General features: G+C 53.9%; 10 protein-coding genes and 1 pseudogene. 1 reads left to right on the top strand and 10 read right to left on the bottom strand.

All coding sequences use genetic code 11. The features are described 5' to 3' along the window. Positions 1-2 precede the first annotated feature (2 nt). Genes dpdJ through dpdE form a run of 6 tightly spaced genes read right to left on the bottom strand, consistent with a single transcriptional unit; the run spans position 3 to position 14714 of the window. Positions 3-4451 (bottom strand): protein DpdJ, encoded by a 4449-nt coding sequence (gene dpdJ / locus KW837_RS06045; protein ID WP_305729657.1) that lies wholly within the window; start codon positions 4449-4451, stop codon positions 3-5. After that, entirely contained in the window at positions 4451-5209 is a 759-nt protein-coding gene (locus tag KW837_RS06040) for a hypothetical protein (protein WP_218394877.1), read from the bottom strand. Before KW837_RS06040 ends, dpdJ begins: the two co-directional genes overlap by 1 nt. After that, positions 5196-8279: a protein DpdH gene (gene dpdH, locus KW837_RS06035; protein ID WP_218394876.1), complete on the bottom strand. Its 3084-nt coding sequence runs from the start codon at positions 8277-8279 to the stop codon at positions 5196-5198. The genes KW837_RS06040 and dpdH overlap by 14 nt, the downstream gene beginning before the upstream one ends. After that, positions 8276-9160 carry a protein DpdG gene (gene dpdG / locus KW837_RS06030; RefSeq protein ID WP_218394875.1) on the bottom strand — a complete coding sequence of 295 codons (885 nt, stop codon included), beginning with the start codon at positions 9158-9160 and terminating at the stop codon, positions 8276-8278. The genes dpdH and dpdG overlap by 4 nt, the downstream gene beginning before the upstream one ends. A gap of 2 nt (positions 9161-9162) precedes the next feature. Continuing rightward, entirely contained in the window at positions 9163-11640 is a 2478-nt protein-coding gene (gene dpdF / locus KW837_RS06025) for a protein DpdF (protein WP_218394874.1), read from the bottom strand. After that, the gene (gene dpdE, locus KW837_RS06020; protein WP_305729661.1) at positions 11637-14714 is read right to left on the bottom strand and encodes a protein DpdE; all 3078 of its coding nucleotides are present in this window, start codon (positions 14712-14714) and stop codon (positions 11637-11639) included. Before dpdE ends, dpdF begins: the two co-directional genes overlap by 4 nt. Positions 14715-15219: 505 nt before the next feature. Between dpdE and KW837_RS28705 the strand changes: the two are divergent. Continuing rightward, positions 15220-15411, top strand: a pseudogene (locus tag KW837_RS28705) (lytic transglycosylase domain-containing protein); the annotation flags it as partial. Positions 15412-15447: 36 nt separating this feature from the next. Here KW837_RS28705 and KW837_RS06015 read toward each other — a convergent pair. From KW837_RS06015 to KW837_RS06000, 4 genes are all read right to left on the bottom strand, one after another. Further along, positions 15448-15714, bottom strand: coding sequence for a hypothetical protein (locus KW837_RS06015; protein ID WP_218394872.1), 267 nt, complete (start codon positions 15712-15714; stop codon positions 15448-15450). 439 nt (positions 15715-16153) lie between these two features. Continuing rightward, the gene (locus KW837_RS06010) at positions 16154-18118 is read right to left on the bottom strand and encodes a DUF262 domain-containing protein (protein ID WP_218394871.1); all 1965 of its coding nucleotides are present in this window, start codon (positions 18116-18118) and stop codon (positions 16154-16156) included. After that, positions 18118-19590, bottom strand: coding sequence for a DUF262 domain-containing protein (locus KW837_RS06005; RefSeq protein WP_218394870.1), 1473 nt, complete (start codon positions 19588-19590; stop codon positions 18118-18120). Before KW837_RS06005 ends, KW837_RS06010 begins: the two co-directional genes overlap by 1 nt. Positions 19591-19677: 87 nt before the next feature. Further along, the gene (locus KW837_RS06000; RefSeq protein WP_218394869.1) at positions 19678-23124 is read right to left on the bottom strand and encodes a DEAD/DEAH box helicase; all 3447 of its coding nucleotides are present in this window, start codon (positions 23122-23124) and stop codon (positions 19678-19680) included. Positions 23125-23134 lie beyond the last annotated feature (10 nt).

Genomic DNA, 23134 nt, shown 5'->3' with positions numbered 1-23134 from the left:
CCTCACTGCAAAGCCTCCGCCAATTCGATACGCAACACTAGCAATCCCCTTTCCCGATGCAATCCACCAATTCGAGGGTAAAGTAACAAGCCCAAGTAATCGATTGGATGTAGCTGAATTTCGGTAATCACGTTTGAAGCTACGCAGTGTTGCTCTCGGGATACCACTAACTCAGCGCACCCTCCTGCACGCAACATTCGATGCAGTTCGTCCAAATAATCATTGGACAACGCTAACCGAGGCGCATGTTCGGCAAATAATTTGGCCCCCAACAACCTTTCTGTAGTTGAATGGCCATTGTGGAACGGGTTGTAGAAACTTAACTCGGATTGGCGAATGGTGTTACCTCTTGGCCAAAGCAGTCCCTGATGGAGGCAGTGCCTCTGGAACAACTCAGATGGACTGGAATTATTGCCTACTGCCCGTCTCGCCAAAGCGTGAGCGGCAATGTTCAGTCCCCATTCAACGCCGCTAAACTCCTCAAGTTCGCGCCACTGCGCAAGCAACATCAGCAGTTTCGCGTCCGTATGGGTGCCGCTACCAGGCCTTAGTACACGGGAGTGCAATACGCTTAGGAAACTGTGACTAAGCACAAAGCCCTGTTGCAATAAGACCGCATGCATATTGGCATTGGCTTGCCGCCGCTGCATGTGATCCATTGCCCCCCGAACGTCTGTCATCGCCCCTTCTATTTCCTTATCATTGGAAGCTTTTTTTAACAGGTCATAAAGATCGAAGTCGATCTGCTCATAATCACCAGGTCGCAAACTTCTGGCTAACGTATTCAGCACACGCAACGGGTCCTCAATATAGTCCTGTGCAAATCGACTAATAACACCGCAGCCCCCCTGTTCAACTTCGCTGAGCCAAACTTCTAGGCAGTCTTCCTGCCAAACCACATCAGCCAGCACTGAGCGCTCATCAACGTCTACGAACAAGGTGCATAGTGTCTGCTGTAGCGCTGCTGCCAAAGTATTTGCCAATAATTCCCTCACCCAACCAGAGATATCCTGCAGTCTCGAGACATCCTGCCAGAGGGCTGCAGCACATATTTCCAGCGCATCTAACAACTCAGAACGACTCAGTAATTCGCGCAGACTAATCTGCAATTCCTGCTCTTTAAGACTGTCCTCCAAATCATCGGGTTGGAACAGACTTTGTGGAATCGTGCGTAGACGCTCCAGTCCGTCATCAGATCTCAGACGCTGCAAGGCAGCGTACATGACTGATGGATCGTTCGTATCCACACCCTGCAACTCCACCGCCAAGGCAGCCAGATAGCATTCGCAGACCCAATTAGCCGCGAAAGGATCTCCGGCGAATTGATTCAATTGCTCAACTCGACGACGAAACAACATTGGACGCAAAGCCCCCAAAATCACTGGGTCGCTTAAGAAATCGGTGATTGTTTCACCTCCTATTCTAAAGCGCAGACGCAGAGCATCTACCCACTGCCGGGCTCCAATGGTTATCGGTTCGCCCTGGCGTTTCCAGACAAAATTCACACGGGTATTGCTACCGCTGCGAAAGCGTAACATCGCATCGGTGCCATCGCTGTAGCGCACTACTTCAAGAGGCGTCATCTGCTGATGCAGGCAAAAGGTGACGTCAATCAGATGTTGCCCCCAACTCCCCGTAGGTGGCTTATATGTTGGTGTCGACCCGGAAACAATGAATTCGAACTGCCAACGCATACGCGCGTTGCTCTTCTCCGTTAGTCCATGTGCTTTCCGTAGGATACAAGTATGTATTTCGCGAGGACGCATTACTGAAGTTTCATATGAAGTGCCCGCAGCAACCAACCCCTCATCTTGCAGATAATCGCCAAACGCTTCAGCAATCTCAAAGTTTACTTGTTGTGTGGTATCTGCCAATGGCTGGAAGCCATGGGGAACTAGCCAGTCAGCCAAATCATGCTTAATGGCGAATCGTTTGGAGATTCGCCCTGGCGCAAACTCGCGCAAGGCCTGATAAAATGGCAAGCCCTCCCATCTCCCCTTGTTATCCACCCCTCGCTGTAGAACTACAAAAAGGTTAGGAATATTCAACTCAGCAAATAGCGCCTCCGGAATAAATTCAGGCATTGGCGAGCGGCCGCGCGACAATCCTTTCCATTGCTCACCATACTCACACCAGCGTGTCATCAGGTTTCGCCTGAGCGTTGGCAAGAAGGCCAGCATCAATGAACGTGGTGAGGCCCAAAGCACCTGCTGCAATACAGCTTCTTCAATACGTAATGCTTCCTTGAGGTAACTGACGAAACGGTCTTGACTGCTACCAGGTTGCAGCACCTGATCTACGACGGACAGCAACGTCTTCAACTGCGCGGAGTACGATTTAGGATGGTTCAGTATGTTCCATACCGAGCCCTGGTTGAGTTGTATAGCTAGCCAGTCGAGCGTCGCCATCGCTCCCTGCATTTTTTGGATATGCCCGTTCTGCAGAGGCAACCTCTGTCCCTTGATTTCAGGGGAAAGCAATTCTTCATAACGCTGAAAGGCAACACGGTCCCGGCCAAACTCGGAGAGCACCACCAGCATCCATGGACGCATACTACGAGAACGTCCTGCACGTCCTTTTCGCTGCAAATAGGAAGCTACATTCCGTGGCGCCTTGTGTTGCAGTACAGCGCCCACCGATGGGTCGTTGAAGCCTACCTCCAGTGAAGCAGTAGCCACTACTAAGTCGGAGCTAGGGTCAACACCAGCGTCCTGGCTGGACGTGCGTCCCACTCGAGCTCGATCACCCCCATCAAGTGGATGGCCAATATCTATTCCTACCTGCCAGTCCTGCCCTAACTGGATGCGCTTGAGGCGCCCCTGATGATCCAAAAAATGGCTTCCTCCCCTAAGGCTTGCAAGCGGAGCGTGATCCGGAATCAGGTTACTTCCATTGGCCTTCCACCCTTCGGCGTCGGCAAGTTGATGATATAACCGGTTATTGACGTCCAGATCATCAGTAAATACAAAGGCTTTGCTGCCCCAGGTACCTGCTGACCGCCCATCACGGTTGTCGAGGATGCGGCGGGTCAGCATGCTAGCCTGAATAGTGGTAGATAGTAGGGCTGTTTGCGAAACCGGATCGCCCCGCAGCAGCATCAGGTATTCAGCGCCTTCGTCGACCATCTCGTCCGCCACCGGCTCAATTAACTCAACATGCCCATCTTTCGCCCCTATCAACTCGGCGAAGAAGGCAGCAGCATCATTCAATGTGGCAGACAGGCCTACGAAGTGCGGCCGGCACTCGCTGCGTTTCATCCATCGCCGCAACAAATAGGCGGTTTGGGCTCCGCTACTTCCTCCATAGGTATGCACCTCATCGAGCAGCACTAAAGTCGGCCCCGCCGAGGCGCCCACCCCAAAAAGGCCGTGGAAGTCGTAGTTCCCAAGATGCTGATTCAGCATTTCAGTAGTAGTGAATAGAATATCCGGCGGCACCTTGGCCTGGGATCTGCGGGTCAGAATGACTTCGTCGCCAGGAACGCAATGGCCACAACGACTGCAATGTAGTTCCTCGCGGTCCTCAACAAGGCTGCTCAGTCGCCATTCCATGTTCCCTGCGCAACCCGAACTGGCACAGCGCAGCAGATCAAACGACAGATTAATTTTGCGTTCCTGGGCTTTTAAACGGGCATGCTTCAAATCCACTAAGGTATCGCCAAAGAAGGCCCCAATACGGATCTTTCGGTTAGCTTGTGATTGAACCAATCCATCTAACTTACGGCACTGGCTCCAAGTTTCCATAAACTGATCTTTGAGCAACTCCCGCCGCGGATATATAGCCAAAATCCGTACCCGCGGTGTCGCGTCTTTCGCTAAATCACCGACCAGAGCGGTCATCGCCGGCAAGTAAAATGCCAGAGTCTTACCACTTCCGGTACCAGCACAGACAATGCTTCCGGTTGTATGAGGAGAACGCTCAAACCACTGCTGCAAGATTCGAGTAGTCGCACGCGACTGGAAACCAGCAAGCTTCACGCTCCCCCCCTCATCTCCCAATAACTCACGGAGGGGGACCTCAAATCGCTTTACCGCCTTATCCCCCATGACTTGTTGCAGTCGTGACAAAAGCAGATGCGAGTATTGGTCACGGCGTGGGTAACTCCGTGCTCGTCGAACAAAACGGAAATCCGATACAAGAGTACGAGCCTGTTCTACCGGCTTGTTCAAGAACCACTGACGCAGACTACGGTATAGGTGTACCGCCTCCCCCATTCGAGTCCGATATCTCTTGGACAACCCTTCAGGGTGCGGTGACTCGATTAGCATCGCGTGATCGCACAGGCCCAGCAATACGTCTAAAGAATTTAGGTTGGGCAGTACATCTTTCAACACAGTCAACACTTCGTCTTCGGTAAAGAAGCCGTTAGTATCTCCCCACGCTAACAAACATGTTTCTAGCTCTTCCAACCGATCAAGGCCGGCATGTAAGCACTTGAGAGATATAGTCATCAAAATAGTTTCCGACTGCGTTCTACTATAAACTGATCGAGCATATTATTATCTAGCAACCAACCAAACGTGTCCTTATCTAACGCTGACAAGGAGACACACCCTGAGGTGCGGCGTTGATTCAACAACATAAAAAACTGTTTGACATTTTCCGGCAAATTTAATGTCATTCGATCTCTTACTTCTTGCATACGAACTACCAAAACCATCAACTCTTCGAGCGGCCAAACCGTCGACGGCACTGTTCTAGCCAAAGCAATAAATTTTTTCTGCAGTTCGACATACTCACTGTAAATCTTTTCTAAACCTGGTATATCACGCTGATTCTCAAGAATCGCCTTCTCAACCACACAACTGTTAAAAAGCTGCTCAGTCCAAGCTTTCCAGCAAGAATCAACTTTTTCAGAAAGTTGTTCAGTTAAGTGCTGCAATGCCTTTTGCGCGTTATCCAAAGCATCGTCCTGGCGAGCAAGATTCTTATTTTTTCGCCAAACCTGGACAAAACTCTTGACGCTAGCTTCCACTTTGGATCGTTGGTCATGAAACGCCTCTGTCAAGTCCATGGACTCAGGGGCATCTGCTGGGAGCACTGCAAGTGCAGTGGTTTGTCGTTGCAACTCTTTAAGACGCTCAGCAAACTTGCTGAAACGCTCATGGATACCTCTGCAGTCGTCAATTGCAACTCTTGACTGACCAGCGGTTTGGTTAAGATGGTACTGTTCGCGTAGTGCATGGATTTGCTGCTCAAGCGTAGTCACGGCCAGCCTCCCGCAAGTCCGACAAGGTCTCGATCAACTCGTCAAGCAGTTCGGTCACAGACTCTTGCGAAAGTTGCAAGACATCGAGGCCGACCAGACGGTTCTCATTCTCCAATCGCGGTAGTACGTGCTGGTAGAAAATGCTCCAGCAGTTCAGCGCCTCAACGACTTCTCGCAACCGCAGTCCATCTAGTTGGTTGACTAACTGCAGTCGCTTGATCGAATCGGCCTCAAGTCGAAGCGCGTGCCCCCCTTTTATAGCCCCCCATACGTCATTACTCTTTAGCCCAACTAGTATCACACACAATTTTTTCGAGTTCGGAAAGTCAACAGGTTGTGGATAGTGAAATCCGTTATCACTCACCCCACGTATGAGTTCGATCATTTCGTCAATCAGGGCATAGAACTGTTCCTGACGGGTGCAACCCTCCAAAACTTCCAGGGCACAAATTGAAGGTTGGAACGCTTGCATGATTTCTTTGTCAAGGCGTGCCAGTTTTTGCTCTTGAAGTCCTTTTAGCGCCTCCCGAAGCGGCTTGAGCGCCAGATCGCCATCAATTCCATGATCATTCACTGAAACCAACTTCAGCCAGGCGTCCCGCCTCTCATCCCACTCACTTAGAGTCTGTTGGCGAAACTGCTCCAACGCCGAAACGACAGACCGCGGTAGAGATTCTCGAATTTGCTCCGCAGGCCTGAGCAACTCATTCAAACGCTGGCGATCGTTACTGCAGTCTCCTAACAACCCCAACCCCTTCGCAAGTTGTATTTGATCTTGCATCAATACAGATAGGTTGGCACGATCTTCGGAGGCAAGCGTTTGTAGAACTCCTGGAACCCAACGCGCAGCGAAATTCTGGCAACGAAGATAGTCATCAAATCCACTCGAGTACTGCCAACCAATATCAGAAGATTTGGCATTGAAATATTCGTAACGCAGCAAAGCTAAGGCCACCCCTTGGAGGAATGCAACTCGCTCTGGCTGCAAAAAATCTTTCTCAGTACAAAACTTCAAGGTCCAACCCGCCACATTACCTATCGCATATGGAAGTTCGATAGGAATCAGCCTTCTCTTGAGAAGTGGTCTTTCTCTTAAGCCATACCACTCATAACGACTATATCGCAAATAAATGCGTTCCAGCCCTGAGCGTAAATCACGAGCAAGATCCTGATCCAGTTTCTGTTTACGCTGAAACCAAAGCGAAACAGCTTCCTGAATTTTTTCGATTCTCTGCTGGTCGACATCTAGAGATGAAGGAGGGTTCCTCTCTCGGTGTACAGTTCCATTATCTTGAGCAATTCTCTTTTCCGCAGACGGCCGCGTAGAAGAGGCCCCCTTCCCCTCCCTTAGTAGTTCGGCTAGCCCCTTCAGCCCAAAAAATTGGGCCACTTGAGAGTCCAAATTAACCTGCAACTCATCAATCGAACGACTGTCGTAGCCCCAGATAGCCGCCAAAGTTTCACAACGTGCTGGATCATCAAGTCGGTAGAGATCCGCCAAGCCGGCGCCAGTCTTGAGTCCTGCAAATTCTGCCGGGGGGAACCGATGTTCTTCACAACTTTGGCGATGGTGGCGCAGCACACGCAACACGATCTGATTCAACACCTGACGGGGATTGAACCTCAACTCATCGTCGGTTTTGCAGTAATGGTCAGCCAACGCAGCGATAGCGTTACGATTGAATGGAAAGAGAGGAACTCCGCAGGGGGCATTGCCAAACGCCTGAAGCTCTTCTGTAGCCCCCTCCTCATCCTGCCAGACCGGCGGCCAAAGAGCAGCGTCCGCACGTGTGTACCAAGAACTCTCTAGTGCCGAACGACCGTGGCGGGCAGCATTGAGGTAACGCCCACAAAAGTTGATGATCCGTTCAAGAGTCTTTTCGTGCTGTAGCCCATTATCGCGAATCAACCATTCATATTGTGCTCGAGTCTTGATTGTATCCTGACGCCGCAGGTATCCCTGGTAACCATCCGTTACAGCTAAAACTGAGCGAAGTGTGCATAGCTCTTGCTCTCCATCCCGCACGGCCTCCTCTAGGAGGCTATCGATCAGGACGTCCTCAATAGCCGAGATTGCTGCCATATCCTCGACCAGTACCACAAGTGTGCGATCCTGAAGTTTGAGAGTACGGCGAATATCCTTGAACAACTCCTGGAACCCACCGCCATTGAAGCTAAACAGATAACGAAATGCTGTTCGAGTAGACTCGCCCAATACCTCGTTCAACACCCGCACTGCACTTGCTCGAGCTTGGGGATTGGTGTTCAACTGCGCCTGCCCAATATACTGACGCGCATTTTGCGAAAGATCATCGAGGTTGAAGCTGAAATCTAAGTCTTCTTCCCTGATCTCATAATCATTCCGGCTCAACTCTTGGTCGGTTGCCCCCTGGGTCAATCGGCTTGCGAATTGGTAAATACAGTGTTTCGGATCAAGCAGACTCGTTTTGAAGTTGGAGTCAGTGATCAACTCCGAAAGCCCTCTCCCAGGTGCGGTATGCACTTGAATATCCTTCCAACGCCTCCCCTCTTCAATCGACAACTGCTGCCGCGCCTCAGGATTCTCGCGGTAGTAGCGAATGACCTCTGCGGATCGTTCATTTAACCTGTGCAACTGTTGCGCCATAAAGGTCAACAATAGATCCGCAACCTCCTCCGTCTTCAGTAAATCGCCGACAGAGCGGATTCGTGCGCGCGCTTGCTCAAAGTCTTCGCCCTCTAACCCATCTAGCAATTTCTCCAGCACCTGGCGCAAGCTGGCATTCTTAGGAATCCTGACGATGTGCCAGCCGTCGGATATTGGCTGGAGCTTCAACTGGGCTTCCAACCAGCGAATCAGATGCGATTTACCGACGCCCGAACGGCCAATCAACGGAATAGGTCGCTCTACTTCCATGAAATGACTGAGCAGCGCTTCTTCAGTACATTCCTGATCCACACCATTTCCGACCCGGACCAGTTGCATTGGCTCATGCACCGCCAGCAGTACATGCTCGGCTAACTCTTCCGCTTCGGTACGAATGCACTGAACGACATTCTCGGGGCTTGGCCAGTAATTGAGCAGACTCATATGGATACCTCAGCGCGGTAATGGATCTCACCTACAAGGCGGAGAACACCATTTGGTAACTGCAGGCGCATACTTGCGCTATCGTCCGAAGCCTTCTCCAGTCGAAGGCGGAAGGCACTCTCCAAACGCACTAGAGCGTGGCTAAGCGCCGCGCTGATCTCATATGGGTCATCCGGCTGCCAACTCTCCATCAGTGGCTCAAGCAATAAGCGATAGCGCCCGCCATCAAGCATCGGTAGATACTCCGCCAACCGCTCGATAAACACGCGGATCGGTAACGGGCTACTATCTACAAAAACTTTCTCTAGATAGGGCTCGATGGCCAGAGTGGGATCGACGATGTAGCCCTTATCAAACGGTTCTAGGAACCCTAGGAACTCCCCATAAGCCAGAAACGTGGAGCGCTCGTTACTTTCATTCATCCCTCTTCCTGACAACCAACTGTTCACTGCCTCAGCGACGTTTGAGACACTCACCGTTCCGCCGCCCATAAAGACATAGCGACGCTGCGCCAGTAGGCAGGTCATAGCTCGGAAGAAGGGCTCACTGCGTGTCCCATCTAAGATTTCCTGCTCGGACTGCGAATTTAGATTGTCTACGAGCAACGCCAAAACCCTATGAGCAATGTTTTGCTCGGTAGCTCCGGTCGGCGCGGAAATCTGTCCCAAACCATCCTGCGGCCAAAGTCCTTCCTCCAGCCAGAAATCCAAATTCCACTCAAAGCGCTTTGCCCCGTTCTCGCTTTTGGGAAGCAAGTCCGGCCGCAAAATTTCTAATAAATCGCTACGTGCAACCGGCTTACCTCTACGTATCAGCACCCGATCAATCAGGTTTAGCAGTATTAGACTGCTGCCCGCATGGGCATTGTTTACCATCGACATACTTATAAATCCTTCACAAACTCGTCCAGAATCCTGCTTTGCGGGTCACACTCCCACCAACTCCGATATCGGTGAAGCGGATCAGCCACTGTCTCGGGCGCAACGATTAATTGTGCCGGATCATCCATACCCACTGACGGCAGGTGGTTTTCGCCAGGCATTAGCAGTACTAACTCAATCCAGTGCCCGGCACTGTCCCCTGGCTCCAAGGCGCACCAGAACGGAAGAGCTTTCAGTTCAGCAGCCTGCTTCAACTCATTCAGCAAGGGACGACTGGCGCGAATCGCCTGCACCTGTCCGCTACGCAGAAGTTCCGTCAACCATCTCCGCCAGTTGTGCAGTAACACTCGCGGTTCGACGCTACGATAGGTTTCTGGCCGATATCGAAGGCGTAGCACTTGCGATGGCGGCATCCACCTCGGCAGCGAAATCGGTGGCAACCCGTTCAGGTGAAATACGGTACTCAGCGTTGGTGTGAAGGCGCCTCGCCCTTGGGCCCGACATCCGGGGCAACCGCCGCAACTGCGCTCAGGAGCAATACTCCCCGGTCGATAGAACTCTTCCAACTGTCGGCATAGCGGCCGCTGTGGATCATTCAACCAATTGCGCAAGCTTGCGAATCCGATTGCTCTTGCCTGCTTTTCTCGACAACGCTGCGGCTCAACATACTGCTGCCATACATCCTCGGACATGTGCGCATCGTTCAAGATTTGTACGCCAATACGATTGAAATACTGTTCAAAATACTGGCTCCGCAGCGTCGTATGCTCTTCTATAGGAGCGCCCTCGAAGAGAGGGGCTTCAGGCGGCGCATAACACAGGCGAATTAACCCGGCGCGCTGCATCAGCAGCAGCGTGCGCATATTCCAATCCTCATTACCTTCGCTGTGACGTTGCAGGTCCCGGTGCAATGCCGTTAGGGAGATAGTGAAGTAGCTATCGCCTTTACGCTGACGGCTCTGGAGTAACATCTTCCAGCGGGCCAGTCCCAGTCCAGTAGAAATAAGTTTCGCCTTCGACAAACGTTCCGCCACCACAACCTGTGCTGGATGAAAAATAAGCCAGGACCAGCAAGCGTTGCCATCACGCCCTCCGCGGCCGGCCTCTTGATAGAAGCGATCCATATTCTCTGGCACTGCCGCATGTAACACTGAACGCACATCGCTCTTGTCCATGCCCACACCGAACGCAGAGGTCGCAACCATAATGTCCAGGGCGTTGCCTTGCCACTGATCAATCAGGAGCTTGCGGGATGATATGTCGGTCTCCCCATGGAACAGCCCGACCCGACTAAACCCCTGTGCAATCAGCGTTTTCCACCAGTTTTCGGCGTCCTCTCGTGTTGTTGTGTAGAGGATGAGCGGACGAGGCAAACGCCATAACATTTCAAGCACAACATTCCGGTGCTCTTGCTCTCCTGAAGTCTTCCGTACATTGAAGTTTGTCTCGGGACGCAAAAAGCTACCGTTGACCTCAATGGCTTGAGAGCCATCAGGAACGAAGGAGTCTTTCAACAACTCTAGGGTTGAGGCGCTGAAAGTAGCCGACATAAGCAGGGTACGAATGGCGCTTGATGAATGCTCTCTGAGGGAGTGGAACAAGGGAGCAAGCAACTGAAACTCTGGACGAAATTCTGCTCCCCAATGATCAACCAGGTGTGCTTCGTCGATCACCATGGCCCCCAGCAGACCATGCTGTGCTAATTGAAATAAAACGGGGCGAAGTGCCGTGATGACCGACTCTGGCGCACAAAACAACAGACGTTGAGTACCGGCTAGCATACGCTCGCGTATCTGCTTACGCTCCTCATCCGCTTGTCCGCCAGTCCAGAAATAACTACCTCCATGATCGGAGCCGGCAGCCTTCAGCACTTCGCCAGCACGCTGGGCCTGCTCGATCGCTAGGCCTACAGTTGGCACAACAACGAGTACTAGTTTCTGCCGATAGGCGAACAGGCTCATCGCCTGAATAGCGAGAGTTTTTCCGCAGCCAGTCGGCAAATTAACTATTACCGTACTATCCGCGGGCGAGGTTAGCAGAGTGCGTACCGCAGCTTGCTGACCGCGTCCGTTATAGCGACTAAACCCCGCATTCTCCAAAACGCCACTGAGCGCCACGTCCATGGGTATTTGCTGCAGGTATCGGCGACGCTGGCGCCTATAAACTGCCAACTCAGGCTCCTCCAGAGTTTGATCCAGTCGCACTTGGCGCGTTAAAGGATCCTGGATCAGTCCAGCACGGGCCAAGTGCTCCGCTGAAACGGAGCCGGTAGGGAGTTGTAGCGCCAAATGGGCGACACAATGTGCCTGGGCGCAGCCAAATACATCCCGGCAAGCTAAAGCGCGATCGGCATGACCGGCCTTTGAGTCTCTGATCACCGCCAGCAGACGTCGGAAGAACGGTTCGACAACGTTCCCATCGTGCGTCTCCCCGGGAGACAGCAAGGCTCTCTGTAATGCATTCCAGTCGGCCTGCTTCATGCCTTCTCCAGCAAATTTTTCGAACACAAAATTTGGGCATGTATCGACATAAGGTGCAACTGCGGTTCAAACGCTAAATTCTGCGCTCCGCGCGCGTTACTCCTGACTTGCTGACGACTCAATTCAGTAATGTTCAGAACCAAGCGTTTCCACTCGCTCGCCGGCAAAAGGAACTCTAGTTCAGGCCAGACGTCATGGCGCAGATTCAGGTCCCGGATAACTCCTTTCGCTGGTTTCTTATAGGGCCACTCAAGGGATCTTAAGGTACTCTCGGATGTTACAAGGCTGCCATCTTCAGTCAGCCAATGGCCATAAATTGCGGGGGCAAGTAACTCATCTCCGATGATCTGCGCCTGCCGTGTGCAGTTCAATCCTGTAGCAGACACCAGCCAGTTGAGACGGAAGAAAACCTTCGGGGCCTGCAAACTGCTGTTGTCCAGAACCCGCAAAAATGCACTTGTTGCTCCCCGGGAATCCCCCATAGTCAAGTTATAGATCGAATCCACGAATGGCTGACCGTATCGGAACGGGTACGCTCCGGCCTGACCTGATACCTGCTGCCTGGAAAAGCTCATGGGCGCGGTATATGGAGGGTTACCGCTGTCTGGATCGATGCCGGTGATACAGCCTTTGATAAAGGTCTGCACATCCACCAAGGTACGCCCGCCGTGAGCGATGGGGTCAAATGCGAAGCCCAGTTTGAAAAGCCCATTCAGACTTCCCACTAGCTTGAAACTTAGGCCACGGGTCATCCAAGTACACATCCGCCCGATCTGCTCTTCGGCGACTTCGTCTGCGTGGGCAATTTGCTCGGCAAACTGGCTGGCGCTTGCGACATCTTCATCCAGCGCCAGTAACTCCTCCTGCACCTTGACCCGGCGACGCTCACGTGCAAGCACCCCATTTTCGCCGCCTAGATACGTGGCACTGACCAGCAATGCCTCATCCCCCGATTGAGCAACGGTTTGCCAAGCCTGCTCAATGTGTTCTTCCAGCACATACTGCAGGCTCGCTACCGTCTGGTTGAACAGTCCCACCGAACCATCCAGTAAATCCAGCCACCTGCGGAACAGCCCATCGTGATCGGAAAGCAGAGCCAGACTTTCCACAGGCCGAACACCAGGCAAGTTTGCACTGTAACGGTTCAAGCGTCCGAGTCGTTGCTCGATCCGACTGAAAGATCTTGGCAAACTGTAATGCACGGCGAGCCTCCGCCCACCGTGTAAATTCAACCCATCTTCTCCTCCCTGATCACAAACTAATACCCGCACGAATCCGCTCGATTGTAAGAACTGTAACTCTCCCTCTGGGATATAGAGCTCTACATCCACAGTCAGAGAATCTTTCAACACCGCAAATACATGTTCAGCGACCCCACAATCGCCGCAGAAGACGACGACTTTACCGCCGGCGTTTTCAGCCAACCAGGCACCCACACTCTCAAACAAGCTGCGATCCTTGCACTCTTGCTCACGCAAGGCCTGCCTGGAAATGTCAGCAAGGAACTCTCTCTCAGTCGCTTGCAGTGTTGACCATCGAGTCGTGCTCGCCTGCGTGGCACGGCGTTCGACTAACAATGGGCTGACCAAGAGATCGTCTACCCATTCTAGGTACTGCTGCGGACTCATCGCCTGGTACTTGTCAGGATCTCTGCTAGCTAGGCTGCGATACTCCTCCAACAACATGTCCAGTGGCGCGACTCGTGGATCCATATGCCAGTAACTCCGCCGCAATCCGGCCAACCCAGGGAACAACTGCGCTAGGTGCCCCATCTCGCGACGATTGCGGAGCATGCGTTGGTGCAAGCGGTAATTCTCACCAATGAATTTTCGCAACGCGATAACTTCTTGCTCGCGTCGTACACCGGTTTCATCGGCAAAAAGATCCACCAATGGCAGCAAACTCTTGATTCGAGCATGCAACCCCAGATCCTCAGGGAACTTGCTTCCCAGGTCCTGCAGAATCTGCTCCAAGGCAGCGTTGGAGTTTCCCGGAGTCAGAGCGCTGTGCAACCCTCCGAGCCATTCTCGCTGCTCCACACGGGTGATAAAGCGTCGTACCCCCATCTCCGAGAGTTCGTACGCCTCAGGGCTCAGGCAATGCAACATCGCCAGAAAATTCCTTTCATTCCCATTCAACGGGGTGCCCGATAGCAATAAAGTCGCTTCGGCTGCTTGGCAGGCTTTCGCCAATACCCGGAACCGAGCGCTTAGAGATGCATCGGTAGACCAGGCCAACGGCGCCAACTGGTGCGCCTCATCTACAACAAGCAGGCTAGGCTGCCCATCGTCGAGCAAGGCCTCTTCCAATTGTTCGTGACTGCAAACCCGAATCAGCTGATGTGGTTTGCTCCTTAGGGATATCACCTCGCCCAAATGAAAGCGCCCCACCAATTCCGCGTGCCACTGGCCAAGCAAGGCAGCGGGTACGGCAATCAACACGTTGGCTGCACGCTTTCTTTCTAGTACGTGCTCCCGAATGATCAGACCGGCCTCAATTGTCTTGCCCAAGCCCACCTCATCCGCCAACAAGTACTTGGGAGAAGGGTCCTGAAGTACCCGCCTGACTACAGCAATCTGGTGTGGCTCCAACTCCACACTGCTGCTCGTAATCGCACCGATAGAACGACATGCTGCGCGCTGCTCAATATAGGCCGCGAAGAAATCATGGCGCAGAGAGCAGAAAAAGGGAGCATCGTTGGCGCGGTCCGCCAGGAAGGCCGAAGGGTCAAGCAGACCTGACGCCCCCAAATTCAGACAATAGATATCGTCAATACTCAGAACGGTCTGGTCATTATCCTCGACGCGAAAAATCACGAGATGCCGACCAAATGGTCGCGCCCCTCCGTACCGACCACGGCGCCAAATTCCTGTAGATGAATCTCGGCAATAGACTATAGCCTCCTCATAGAGTGGGGCCTTTCTCAACTCATCTCGGTTAACTCCGACCCTTCGCGCCTCTGGGTTCAGGGGGGACTCAAAGAAGACAACTTCGCACTCGCCGCTCTCATGATTCAATCGCGACAACTTGCCAATGCCGGGAAACGTGTCGGAATGAACCAACTCCCCGACCATCGATACCTGGCTCATCTCTTCCCTCTACCAGTGCTTCTATCCGTACATTACAAACCGTCCTCCGCTGTCAGTTCGAAAAACTAGCGAAGGGTCTAGGACATATCTTCATATAGCATCTAAAGGCCATTCCTGTGGTGCTACGGCCTATTTTTGGTGCGAAAATGGATACACTATCTGCGTTTTCACCAAGAAGCCACCGACACAGAGGCAAATTGCCACCTCCACTATTGCGATCACCGGTCATCACTACTGATTCCCGACGAGTGCCGAGAGACTGGCGCTCCAGAGAGCGTCATTTTGGAGTCGTTGGTATCGGTGGGTAACCAGCAGCAAATCATCATTAAGTGGCGACCGTCACACGCGTGATGAAATAAAAAATTGTGGGCGTAAATGTGGGGGTATTTTTTAGATATGAAAAAGCCCAATCTTTTCAGATTGGGCTAAGTCATTGAAAAATATAGTCGGGGCGGAGTGATTCGAACACTTGACCCCATACATGGGGTAGCTGGATATCGCCGCAGAAACCCTTCAAGAGCACCATATCACCGGGGAGGACTGGCTACTGGCGATTGAGCGTTATCACCGACCGACTAGAGGCCCTCCTGCCGCACGCTATCGGTACAGCAACTCCCGTCACCTCGCGCGACTGGCTGGGCCGTGCTTACGGACCTTGCGTAGCAACACCCAGGGTGTCTAGCGGCCTTAAGGGCTGCCACCTCGCACGTGTGGCGGTTCATCCCGCCCCCATCCAATCAACCTGATCGCGCCGTTGCGCCCAGAACGGGCGGTCGCAGTAGCGCACCGGCCTGGCGTAGGTTGCAGCGAGATGCTTGTAATAGCGCGCCTGCACATGACGCATCTCCAAAAAGTAGTGCTGGCCGGCGCTGAGATAGCCCTCAAACTCACGGGCAATCGCTGTGGCAGTTCTTTCCGTCGAGGCCAACGCATGGAACAACCCCTGCGACGAAAGCGGATCGAAAGCAAGCACCGAATCGCCCACTGCGTAAAACCCCGGTCCTGGCACACCGTCGGCTATATTTAAGACCGCGCTGCCGGCTGGCCGCACCTGTGTCGAAATATGCGAAACGCTCTCAGGTAACACTGGCGCTAACAGTGGAAGGCGCCTTGCATAAAGGAGCAAAGCCTGCGCACTGCGCAACCCGCGTAGCGCCGGATCGCCCGCATCCAGAGGTAGGCCAGCACCCGCTCCCCCGAGGGCACACGCACGCTGTACCACCACCCGTCCATATCAGCACTGGCTCGTGTGCAACGATCCTGGTCATGTTCTATAGCTGGAAGTAGTGCATGTACGCAGACCAGACGGTCCTGCGCGTGCCTGGGCAGGCCCAGACTTCGACACAAGGCCGCACTGCGACCAGTGGCGTCCACCACTACCCGAGCCCTGTATTGCTGCCCTGCACCCGGTTGCGGCAGAACGCTCACTTGCCGTAGTGCGCCTCGATGAGCGAGAACATCGCTTGCGCATGCTGCTTGATCTGGTCCTGCCCCCAATCGTCTCCCTTGCCCAACACGTGGAACATGTGCGCCAGTTTCAAGGAGTCGTACTTGGGCTTGGCGCGGAATGCCGCTTGCTTCTTGAGTACCGCCAGGTTGCTGTACGAGGAGTTTTCACCCGGACTGAGCAGTACCAGATTGCCGAATCCGTGTAGCAACTCGTCAGGTAATGTCCTGCGGAACTCTTCGTTTTGCGGATGCACATGTTCGACCGAGTTCTTCGACGTAATCCTGTACAGGTGCAGCTTTTCAAGGTCAAGCCAGTTGAAGGTGCTGCGTTCACGCCACAGAATGTATTCCAGTTTCTGGAACCAGTAGTGCTCGAAACTCGTGCCATTGGGCTCCTTGAGATAAGCCACTGTCGTTGTGATGGACACCGGCTCGGCGGTGTCACTGGACAACAGCCGATAGCTCGCTTCCTTCTGGGTCATTTCGGTGAGCGAGAGCTGGTTATCGATCTGTTCGAGCAACGCCAGCACTTGATGCTCCTTCATATCAGGCGAGTCGACCAGCCTGCCCAGGAACGGTGTCAGCCAATACTGAGCACTGCGCTCACCCGTGAGGTAACGCATGCTCTGCAGTTGGCTCAAGTCGGAAGTATCCAGAGTGACCGTGCGCCAATCGGGGCCATTGCCTTTGCTTCGATTGTTGATGGTGCTCAGGCGCAAGGTGCGTTCATCTTCTTCACCCAGGCGCACCCACTTGACGACCCAGCGGTCGAACTGAAATCGCACGTTCCAGAGGCATTCCATGAACTCCTTGGCTTGCGCCGCAGTGGCCGTTTCGATAAAGCCGGAGAAACACTCATTGAGGTTGCTGTCGTTGAGTCGTGAGCCGATATCACGCCTGTTCTGAGTGTGCCGATAAATTCGAAAGGCATGCATCAGCAACAGGCCAAAGCTGACGACTGACTGATAGCGAGCCTCATCCTTCTCGCGCGGCACTTCAACCGCCTCGTCCTTCACTTTCATCGAACGTATTTCGCTGATCGTGCGGCCTTTTGCGTAGCCGTCTGCAGGGCGCTCAAGGGTAAAATGGTCGAAGGAATGATCCGCAAGATCGTTGAACCTCAAAGCCCCCCAATGGGTACCCGCGAAGACATCGCGCAGGTTTTTCTCGAAGTAATTCCCCATATCTTCGCAGGCCTGCCAGATGCCTTCGTAAGTGGCACGGTTCTGCTTGATACGTTTCATCAAGCGAGCCTTGAGGATATCCGTCTGCTCAAGCTGGAGCCCGCTGGTGTTCAGCGTCGCGAACAGCTTGTTCAGGTCCATGCCCGCGGGCATGACATTGTTGACCCAGGTCACGTGGTTGAACAGGTAGTCCCCGACGCGCTCAAGGGCTTGCTCGCCGCCCTTGGCCTGCAACCTCTTGAATCTGTCGCAGGCTACTTTTCGGGCAGCGCTCAAGTGTATGAGGTAGGGATTCGAAACCTCCTTTTCATCCGGCTCAATGTCCGCCGTCAAACCCGCCCAGGCGCTCAACCGAGACTGGACTTCTTCACGAATATTGAAGGTAAGTCTCGGAGCATTGCCCAGGACCACCAGCGACCGCAGCGGCGAAGATGGCATCAACGAACAGAGAGCAAGCGCCAGCACCATCAATGTCGTCATTCGTTGCTGGCCATCGATGAGTTCGTAGACGATGGCAGCATCAGAAGTTGAACCCGGAACCACTTCGCTGGTCAGCACGGTGCCGAAAAAGTAATGCGCTTGTGCGGGTTGATCGTCGGCATCGCGCTCGCTCGCCAGGATGATCTGCTCCAGCAGAGCCTCCACGTCGTCACTGGGCCAGATATACGGGCGTTGATAGCAGGGAATAGTCAGCGATATACCTTGCTGGCACAGCGTAGCGGCAGTCTGTACATAGGACTGGACTTGAGCACTCATCATTTACCTCCTTGGCGGGCAATGTCAGCAAGGCTGATTCGTTTGATGGCGGCACACAGCTCGGCATCATATTCAGCGGCGACACGGATCGGGTTCGGCCACGGCAGGTTCAAGTGAAGCGTGATGGAAACCGACTCTACGAAGCGCTTCTTGATACTGTGTTTATCGAGTCCCGCCCCGGTTGGAGTGTATTTATAGCTACGCAAGTACTCCAATAGCTCATCTTCGCTATGGCTGCTGGCGATCCAGTCCATCAGCGGATTGTCCCTGATGTGCGCTTGAACACCGTCTTCCCGTACGCTGACCTCCCTGATCAGGCGCATCGAAAAGATCACCCGGAACATCCACAGGCTGACTTCGAGCAGCCGGGCGGTGCCGAACTGGCTGGCATACATCAGCAAAGCGCATTCGTATGCCCTGCTCAGGAACACGCTGCCGCACGCATCCTTGGACAAGCGTTTGTAGTAGTAGGCGAACGAGCCTTTAGGTGGTGCTTCACCGACGTCGAGTAACGTCTGGCGAAGGCTATGGAAGTAGGCGACGTAACGTATCGTGTTAACCCCGGCGCCCAGAGGCTGTCGCATGGCGTACCCCGGCTGGACGCTATGCATTTCCTTGCCCCCGGCATCGCGGTGCACCTGTAAGGGCCGATAGGCAGTATCGGCAGTATTGGCGAGCGTTCTCTCGGCGAACTCCGTGACGATCTGCTTGCGTTCGAGCAGCGGGTCACGATCGCTGGCAACATTTCGCCAGCGCAGGCTCTCCCAATGACGGGACTTCATCAGCGTTGCGACCAGCGTCTTGAGATCACCGAGGCGCTCCCAGGTCCGGGCAAAATCATCCTGCGTAGCCGCAAGCACGCTGCGCAAATGATAAGCCTTGATGATGTCTGCGCCGCCCAAACGAACGCCAGAGGTGTTCTGTGTTTCGAAAAAGCGGTAGGCGTCGTCTTCTCGCCGCGTGACGACCAGGGTCACGTTGATGCGCGAGAAGTCTATCCGCGGCAATTTTTGCTGCTCTAGCCACCGGAAATTCTGCTGGATACGCCGATAACTTTCTGGCGAGTTGAACTCCAACGCAGGTGCGCCCTTGTCGCCCTTCTGCAGGCAATAGAGCAGCGCCAGACTGGTGATGCGCTGTTGGCCGTCGATGATATTCAGAATTCCACGCTCACGGCCGTCGCCACCTTGCTGGTGCAGGATGATGCTACCCAGGTAGAAATCGTGACCCGGGGCATCCGTGCTGAAGAAGCCTCGTAAATCATCGAGCAGTCGCGCCAGTTGCTCTTCGCTCCAGCGATATGGGCGTTGATATTCAGGCAAAGTCAATCTACCGAAAATATAGCTGCCGTCGCTGGATGGAACCTTCCTGGCGTTGAACACATTGTCCAGGTTCGTGGAAGCAACGGTTATGCCCTCCACGTCAAGCGACAGATGTGGGGCAAATTGCCGTTCGCTCACGGCTTGGTTCATATGACGATCCTTGTAATGTGTTCGATGGCGGCTAGCCGTAGTCAGTCCTGCCAGCGCCCCTGACATTGTCAAAATGCGTGCAGTAGCCTACCCGCGTGACGAAAGAGACTCTTTTTTCTTCTGCACCTTGGCCAGAGCACGATTGAATGCCGTGGCCCTCGCACCACGCTCTATGATCAAACTGAACAACGCGTTCTTACCGCGTTCCTGCCTGCGCAGAAACTGAGCGTGGCCGAAGAACGTTAGACTTTCCCGCGCCCGGGAGCACGCAACATTCAGGCGTTGTCGGTCCAACAGGAAACGAATTCCTCCCTGTGTTCGAACCGTCGAATACAGCACGATATCCGCCTCGCTTCCCTGGAAGCTATCCACCGTATCGATCTTTACTTCGAACACTTGGTCAATAACAGCCACGGTCTTTTTAAGCGCAGAGAACAGTTTGTTGATCAGGCGTTTTTGAGCGCCGTAAGGGGTAATGATTGCGACGGTCTTGCGTTCAAAACTGTCAGGTGCATCAGCTTGGCGTACAGCCAGTTTTTGTGCGGAAGTTGTCAGAAAGTCAATTATCGCCTCGGCTTCCCCATCATTGAACAAACTGGTGCCTCCGTCGCCCTCGTTTCCTTCCTTGCCATGAGGCACATCCACCCAGCGGAGGCAGTGTTCCCGGTCAAGGAAATGCTCGCGCTCATGCACCTTTCCATTGTGCAGCCCCCTCACGTTATCTCTGGTGTAGAACAGATCAGCCACCAGATCCCCGATTGGTTCGACCATGCGGAACTGCTCCACAAGCCTGCCGGAGCACGCCGTTGGCAGGTTGTCATACAGCTGCTCGAAAAAGCTGGTCTTGAGGAATGTCTCTTCGAGAAACGGCAACGCCGTTTTTGCGTCGGCTTCCAGCAAGGCCCGGCCGATGCTCGGAGGAAGCTGGAAGTGATCGCCGATAATAATTGCCTTACGGCTGCGCATCAGCGGAATCAGCAGTTCGGGAACCGTTGCTCTTCCCCCTTCGTCCACAATGCAGATGTCGAACGCGAGCCGATCCATGCCGTAACGCCGTGATGATAGCCCCACGCAGGTAGCGCCGATCAAACCGTGATCCTGGACAACGAGTTCAGCCAGTTCGTCATCGAACGTTGATCGGCCCTGATCCGAGGGATGGTAGATGCTATCCATCCAGGATTCGATCCAATCGGCTTTTACGGAGTTTTCGAGACTGGCCAGGCTGTAGTCCTGCTGGCGTGCACGCAGATACTCCATCAACACGTTCTCGGTCATGCGCGGCTGTACTTCGACTTGAACCTTGCTTACGTCGTTACCTATGCGCAGGACATTGGAACTGAAGCCTGGAAACTGCTCCAGGAAACGATCCAGGGCGTTATCCACCGCCGTGTTCTGCTGTGAAACTACCAGGACCTTGGAGTCGGGCTTTGCGGAAAACAACTGGTGCAACAATTCGACGATGCAGGTGGTCTTGCCCGTACCAGGTGGCCCCTGGACCAAGTACAAATTGGACTCAATGAGGGCCGCCTCGATAACCTGCTTGGCCGCCTTCGCTTTGCCAGGTTCCTGCCAATTGGGATCCCGCCACTTCAAGCCGTCAGCGACCCGTTCACGCCAGAAGGGATCGGGTTTCGGAGCGTACCGGTCCGGCATCAACAGAATCTGCTGCAGTTCCCGGTTTACCAGGCGTCCCCCCAAGAACCCCTGAAGGGCGACCTTTTGCCTTCCAAGATTTGCCAGTTCACCGCGGTTAGGGAACCGGATTCGGTACTGAGACGGCTGCACGCCGAGGTATCCGCTATTGGGGGCCGGCCGCTTCAGACCTTTATGCTCGACTTGATAACGCTTTGAAGCAACGGCCTCTGGCACCCCATGCAACTCGGCGACCTGCAACCAGCGCTGTTCGCCATTGGCACTCAGGAACAACTGCTCTACGAACAACCGTGGCGTATTACGTGCCTTTTCGATCAGCTTCATTAAGCCGTCGTCCAGACTCAAGTTGCAGGCGCACTCCAGGCTGCGTTCATCCAACTCGGTGACATCACTCAAGCTGAAAACGATATGTCCAGTTTCAGCCAACAGGTAATCAGTGACCGCATTCCACCGTTCAAAAAACTGCCCAGCCCGCTTGCGTGCCAGGCCATCACCAGCGAACAGCGTCTGCTGACGGCAAAACGTCAGAAAAGCTTCGAACTGCAAGGCATCACAGAAGACGCTGTCTTTAAGTTTCACGTCGATCAAGCGCACCGGGCAAGGCAAAGTATCCAGATCAACACTGTCGAAACCGGTGCGTATCAAGCTCGAGATCTCTAGCTGAGCGTGCTTGGCGCTGACCTTGGCCTCGACCTGCCATGCGCCAAGTTGCAGAGAGACGATCAGCACGCCATCGACTTCAACTGTACTCCGTAGCTGCCACGGCACGCCGACGCTTTCACGTTCCAGACCTTGGAGGTCGTGTACGGTAGTGTCCACGTGGATGAACACCGGTGCCGTACTCTGTTCGCCGTGACGAAGTGACTCTGGGTGCTGTGTCACAGTCACCTGGTCCTTGCTCAACAGCAGATCGTAGTAATGAACGTAAACCTCAATACGCTCACCACGGGGGTAAAGCTTACCGGGGAAACTCGACTCGCTGCGCGGCAGGAATGCGACGATACCGGCGTTCGCGGCCTGCTGTTTGTCGACGGAACAGAAGCTTGGAAAACATCGCACGGTGTAACCGTCGCCATGCTGTGGCGATACTCGCGCTTTTTCTATGAAGGCTGTGCACGGCACGTTTTCAAGTATGTGTTCGGCGTGCAAGGCGCCACGAAACACACAGGCTTTGAAGAAGTCCGGCCGTTTTGCGTTGCCTATCATCTGCACCGGCACAGCGTTCTGATCGGGATACTGCATCATCAGCGAGCGCTGTTGCGTGTCGGTCCAAGCGTCAGCTTGTTTCTCCGCACGCAATTCAAGCCTCTGGCGATAGGCGTTGAAGGCATGATCTATTTCCGCGACTGATGCCAAGACCACCTTACCGCTGTAGAACCAGTCGTCAGGCAGCCGGGACTGCGGCTGCGCCATGCTCATCAGGTCACTGAACTGTTGCCGCTGGGCGAGTTTTTCCAAGGTGTGCAAGTACCACTCGCAGTACGCGAAAAAGCCAGCCAGGCGATTTTGCGTGTCTTGCAGGCGACCGCTCAGCAGGCGTAATGCGTTACGCCTGTAGGGGCTGATCGACACATCAGCCAAGTCGTTGGCCAACCGTTGCGCCAGCGCGTCGAACTCTTTGGCGGGGCCCTGGAGCCGGGATCGGAACTTGAAGCAGTACTCTTGATACTCAGCCTTCAACCCAAGCGCGGCCCTTTCATGCGCGCGCGCCTGCTCCCTGGCGTCCGCCTTGCTGGCTGCCTGATAGTCACTGCGCGCCCGGGCGTTACGCCGTTCCAATTCCTCATGCAACTCGCGCTCTTCATCGGTTTCGCGATCCAGGAGCCAGGCGACAGCCGTTGCACCTAGTACGAACAGGCCGGCGGCAACGTATTGATACATAGGACGTCCG

Origin of the sequence: Pseudomonas sp. PDM24, assembly GCF_019218905.1 — a bacterium.
GTDB lineage: Bacteria > Pseudomonadota > Gammaproteobacteria > Pseudomonadales > Pseudomonadaceae > Aquipseudomonas.
This window is presented reverse-complemented; position numbering and strand designations above follow the sequence as displayed.